This window comes from Actinosynnema sp. NPDC059797 (assembly GCF_042732085.1).
In the GTDB taxonomy this organism is placed as follows: Bacteria; Actinomycetota; Actinomycetes; order Mycobacteriales; family Pseudonocardiaceae; genus Actinosynnema.
Genome location: NZ_JBHWIE010000438.1, coordinates 1 through 5390, shown reverse-complemented (window position 1 = coordinate 5390; position 5390 = coordinate 1). Strand labels below are relative to the sequence as shown.

Sequence of the window (5390 nt, the reverse complement as noted above, 5' to 3'; positions counted from 1 at the left end):
TCGGAGCCGGCAGGCTCGGTGGGACGCTTTTCCCCACCGTGCCTGCCGGCTGCGGCCTGCCTCCGGTACTCGTAAGGGCCCCATGTCAAATCGAGACCCTTCGCAACCACCGGCCCCTTGAACGCGCTCCCAACGCATGACTCGCGCGCACTGAACGCATGACTCGCGCGTGCTGAACGCATGACTCGCGCGCGCCGAACGTACGACACACCCGACCGGAACGTACGACTCACCGACCCTGAACGTACGACTCACCGGCTCCGAACGTACGACTCGCGATGCCCAACCGGACGACTCGCGATGTCCAACTGGAGGACACGTGGTGTCCGAGTGGAGGACGCGCGTGGTGGGAGCGCTCTCTTGTGGAAGAGGCTGCGTGGGAGGGCCGGCGGGCTTACAAGGCAGTGTCGGTAAGTTGCGGGATACAGTTGACATCTTGCGAAGATGTGTTCGGTAGACCTACCGTGTGCGCCACACCACACCCGAGGAAGGTCCGCCACCATGAACTCACCCAACCTCCGCAGAGCGGCGGGGTTGCTGCTGGCAGGCAGCCTGACCCTCACCGCGGCCGCGGCCTGCTCCCAGGGCGGCGACCGAGGCGACCAGGACGGCCGGGGAGCCGCCAACGGCAAGGTCACGGTCGTCGTCAACGGCCAGCCGCCCCAGACCCAGGCGTTCGAGCGCAAGGTCTTCGACGAGGACGTGGCCGAGTTCGAGGCGGCCAACCCCGACATCGACATCGAGCCGCGCGAGGGGTTCATGGACCCCCAGACGTTCTCCGCCAAGCTCGCGGGCGGTCAGCTCGAAGACGTCTACTACGCCTACTTCACGGACCCGGCGAACCTCATCGCCCGCCGCCAGGCCGCCGACATCACCGAGTACGTGAAGGACGTGCCGCACTACGGCGAGATCCGCCAGGAGCTGCGCGACGTGTTCAGCGCCGGCGGCAAGGTCTACGGCATCCCCACCGCCAACTACTCCATGGGCCTGGTCTACAACCGCGAGCTGTTCACCCGCGCCGGCCTCGACCCCGACCAGCCGCCCAGGACCTGGGACGACGTCCGCGCCGCCGCCAAGAAGATCGCCGACCTGCCCGGCAACGAGGTCGGCTTCGCCGAGTACAGCCGCGACAACCAGGGCGGCTGGCACTTCACCGCCTGGGTCTACTCCGTCGGCGGCCGGATCGCCCGCCAGGAGGGCGGCAAGTGGGTCGCCGACTTCAACGACGCCAACGGCCGGGAAGTCCTCGACCACCTCAAGGCCATGCGCTGGACCGACAACAGCATGGGGGAGAAGCAGCTCCTCGTCATCGAGGACGTCCAGCAGATGATGGGCGCCGGGCAGCTCGGCATGTACCTCGCCGCGCCGGACAACATCCCCACGCTGGTCAACCAGTTCGACGGCGACTACGCCGACTACGGCCTCGCGCCCATCCCCGAGGCCGAGGGCACGCTCATCGGCGGCGAGGGCTACATGGTCAACCCGAAGGCGTCGCCGGAGAAGATCCGCGCCGGCCTGAAGTGGATCTCCTGGAAGTACCTCGACCCGGACCGGATGGGGAAGAGCCTCCAGCGCTACAAGGACCAGGGCCAACCCATCGGCCTGCCGGTCCCGCCGGCCGCCGACATCTGGACCGGCGACGTCGCCGCCGAGCAGGACCGGCTCAAGAAGAGCCTCGCCACGGTGCCGGTCGCGAACTTCCAGTCCTACGTGGACACGAAGCCGGAGGGCCGCGTCGAGCCGCCGAACGCCCAGCAGGTCTACGCGGTCCTCGACAACGTCATGCAGGCCGTGCTCACCGAGCCCGACGCGGACGCGGACCGGCTGCTGGCCGACGCCGAGGCCAAGGTGAACAACGTCCTCGCGCAGGTCAAGTGATGCGCCGCCGCGTCGCGGAGAACCTGACCGCGTACGGGTTCCTGTCCGCCGCCCTGGTCTGCTTCGCGGTGTTCTCCTGGTACCCGATCGCGCGCGGGGCCGTGCTGGGCTTCCAGCAGGTCGACTTCGTCAACGACCCCGCGTGGGTCGGCTGGGAGAACTTCGAGCGCCTCTTCGCCGACCCCCTGTTCGCCACGGCGTGGCGCAACACCCTGCTGTTCACCGCGCTGGCGCTGGTCTTCGGCTTCGCCGTGCCGTTCCTGCTCGCGGTGGTGCTCAACGAGCTGCGGCACCTCAAGGCGTACTTCCGGCTGGTCGTGTACCTGCCGGTGATGCTGTCCCCGGTCGTCGCCGCGCTGATCTGGAAGTGGATGTACGACCCCGGTCCGGGCCTGCTCAACACCGCGCTGCGCGGGCTCGGGCTGGAGGGTCTGGCGTGGCTGGACAGCTCCGACACCTCGATGCTGTCCCTGGTGCTCGTCTCGACCTGGGCGAACCTGGGCACCGCGACGCTCGTCTACCTGGCGGCGCTCCAGTCCGTCCCCGGCGACCTGTACGAGGCGGCCGAGCTGGACGGCGCGGGCGTGCTGCGCAGGCTGTGGCACGTCACCGTCCCGCAGACCCGCTTCGCGCTGCTCGTCCTGCTCCTGCTCCAGGTCGTCGCCACCATGCAGGTGTTCACCGAGCCGTACGTGATGACCGGCGGCGGCCCCGACGACTCCACCGTCACCGTCCTGCTCCTCCTCTACCGCTACGCCTTCTACTACAACGACTTCGGCACCGCGAGTGCCCTGAGCCTGTTGCTGCTGCTGGTGCTCGGCGCGTTCACCGCCCTGTACCTGCGCGTGACGCGGAAGGCGGACGCATGAGGACGCTCATCGCGCCGGGGCGGTCCCGCGCCGGCTACACCACCGCGCTCGTCGTCACCGCGGTCGTGCTCACCGCGGTCTTCGTCGTGCCCCTGCTCTGGGTCGTGGTCTCGGCGATGAAACCGGCGCCCGAGCTGGCCCGCGTGCCGCCGACGGTGCTGCCGGAGACGTGGGTGCCGGGCACCTACGCCGAGGCGTGGGACCTGATGGACCTGGGCGCCTACTTCTGGAACACGGTCGTGGTCGCGGTGGGGGTGTGGGCGGTGCAGCTCGCCGTGGACGTGCCCGCCGCCTACGCGCTGTCCCGGCTGCGGCCGGTGCTGGGCAAGGCGATCCTCGGCGCGATGCTGGTGACCCTGATGATGCCCGCCGCCGTGCTGCTGGTCCCGACCTACCTGACCATCGCCGACCTCGGCCTGCTGAACAACCCGGCCTCGCTGTGGCTGCTCGGCGCGGCGAACGCCTTCACGGTGTTCCTGCTCAAGCGGTTCTTCGACCAGCTCCCGGTGGAGGTGCTGGAGGCGGCCCGGATCGACGGCGCGAACCAGGTCACCCTGCTGTGGCGGGTCGTGCTGCCGCTGTCCAGGCCGGTCCTGGCGGTCGTGTCGATCTTCGCGGTGGTGGCCGCGTGGAAGGACTTCCTCTGGCCGCTGCTGGTGTTCTCCGACCCGGCGCGGCAGACGCTGAGCGTGGCGCTCCAGCGCTTCGCCCCCGACACCCTGGTCAACCTGCTGCTCGCGGGGCTCGTGCTCTCGAGCCTGCCGATGGTCGGCCTGTTCCTGGTGTTCCAGCGGCACGTGCTCGCAGGTCTGACCGCGGGCAGCGTGAAGGGCTGACCCGCCGCCGTCACACCCACTGCCTCGGGCGACCGAGGACTACCGAGGAGGAATCCGCATGAACTGGTGGCGCGGTGCGGCCATCTACCAGGTGTACCCGCGCAGCTTCGCCGACGGCAACGGCGACGGGATCGGGGACCTCGCTGGCCTGCGCCAGAAGCTCCCCCACCTCGCCGAGTTGGGGGTGGACGCGATCTGGCTCAGCCCGTGGTACCCCTCCCCGATGGCCGACGGCGGCTACGACGTCGCCGACTACCGCGACATCGAGCCGGTGTTCGGCACGCTGGTCGAGGCGGAGAAGTTCATCGCCGAGGCCCACGGCGCGGGCCTGCGGGTGATCATCGACATCGTGCCCAACCACTGCTCCGACCGGCACCCCTGGTTCCAGGAGGCGCTGCGCGGGCAGGGGCGCGACCGGTTCTGGTTCCACGACGGCGACGAGCCGCCGAACGACTGGAAGTCCCGCTTCGGCGGCCCGGCCTGGAGCCGCACCCCGGACGGCGGGAGCTGGTACCTCCACCTCTACAGCCCGGAGCAGCCCGACCTGAACTGGACCAACCCGGAGGTGCGGGCCGAGTTCGAGTCGATCCTGCGGTTCTGGCTGGACCGCGGCATCGACGGCTTCCGCATCGACGTGGCCGACGGCCTGGTCAAGGACTTCTCCCGGCCGGACGCCGACGCGCCCTACTCCGACCAGGACGGCGTGCACGAGATCTACCGCTCGTGGCGGCGGGTGCTGGACGAGTACCCGGACGACCGGGTCTTCGTGGGGGAGATGTGGTTGCCCGACCCGGCGCGGTTCGCGCTCTACCTGCGCCCGGACGAGCTGCACTCGGCGTTCAACTTCGACTTCCTGTGCTGCCCGTGGGACCCGGCGGAGCTGCGCCGGGTGATCGACGCGACGCTGGCCGCGCACGCGCCGGTCGGCGCGCCGCCCACGTGGGTGCTGTCGAACCACGACGTGACCCGGCACGTGTCGCGGATGGGCCGCGCGGACACCTCGTTCGACTTCGGCCGCCGCCAGCACCTCACCCCGACCGACCTGGGACTGGGCGTGAAGCGGGCGCGGGCGGCGATCATGCTCACCACCGCCCTGCCCGGCTGCGTGTACCTCTACCAGGGTGAGGAACTGGGCCTGGAGGAGGTCGACGACCTGCCGGACGAGCTGCGGCAGGACCCGGTGTGGGAGCGCTCCGGCCACACCGACCGCGGTCGGGACGGCTGCCGCGTGCCGATCCCGTGGGGCGAGGAGGGGCCGACGTGGCTGCCGCGGCCGGCGCACTGGGCGTCGCTGTCGGTGGCCGCGCAGACCGGGGAGCCGGACTCGATGCTCGCGCACTACCGGACCGTGCTGGGGCTGCGGCGGGCGGAGCGGTCGCTGGGCGACGGGCCGATGGGGTGGCTGGACCTCGGCCCGGGGGTGGTCGCGTTCAGCCGGGGCGACGACTTCGCCTGCGTGCTGAACCTGTCCGGCGAGCCGGTGGCCCTGCCGGAGCACGACGGCGTGCTGGCGACCAGCGGCCCCCTGGCCGAAGGCGCCCTGCCACCGGACACCGCGGCCTGGCTGCGCCTCACGCGCTGACCGGACCGAGCCGGCTGGCCCGAACCGCGCCCCACGTGCGGGTCGGCTCGACCTGCGCGCCGACTCGGCCGGCCCGTTCGCCGACTCGGCCGGTCCGTGCGCGCCGCGCGCCGGCCGGAGCCCGTGGCGAGACCCCTCAGCAGTCGGGCGGTGCGCCGAGGACGGTAGCCCGAAACGCGGACCGGGGCCAGAAAGCGACAGTGCCCCGACGACGGGGGCGCACCC

General features: G+C 70.9%; 4 protein-coding genes. All 4 read left to right on the top strand.

Annotated features, from left to right (window positions below):
- The first annotated feature begins 501 nt into the window (after nt 1-501).
- The 4 genes from ACFV4N_RS39260 to ACFV4N_RS39245 are packed head-to-tail and all read left to right on the top strand — an operon-like array spanning nt 502 to nt 5165.
- Entirely contained in the window at nt 502-1878 is a 1377-nt protein-coding gene (locus tag ACFV4N_RS39260; RefSeq protein WP_499677760.1) for an ABC transporter substrate-binding protein, read from the top strand.
- Entirely contained in the window at nt 1878-2747 is an 870-nt protein-coding gene (locus ACFV4N_RS39255) for a carbohydrate ABC transporter permease (protein ID WP_499677759.1), read from the top strand. The genes ACFV4N_RS39260 and ACFV4N_RS39255 overlap by 1 nt, the downstream gene beginning before the upstream one ends.
- Nucleotides 2744-3583, top strand: coding sequence for a carbohydrate ABC transporter permease (locus ACFV4N_RS39250; RefSeq protein ID WP_499677758.1), 840 nt, complete (start codon nt 2744-2746; stop codon nt 3581-3583). Before ACFV4N_RS39255 ends, ACFV4N_RS39250 begins: the two co-directional genes overlap by 4 nt.
- Nucleotides 3584-3641: 58 nt before the next feature.
- Nucleotides 3642-5165: a glycoside hydrolase family 13 protein gene (locus ACFV4N_RS39245; protein WP_499677757.1), complete on the top strand. Its 1524-nt coding sequence runs from the start codon at nt 3642-3644 to the stop codon at nt 5163-5165.
- Nucleotides 5166-5390: the final 225 nt, after the last annotated feature.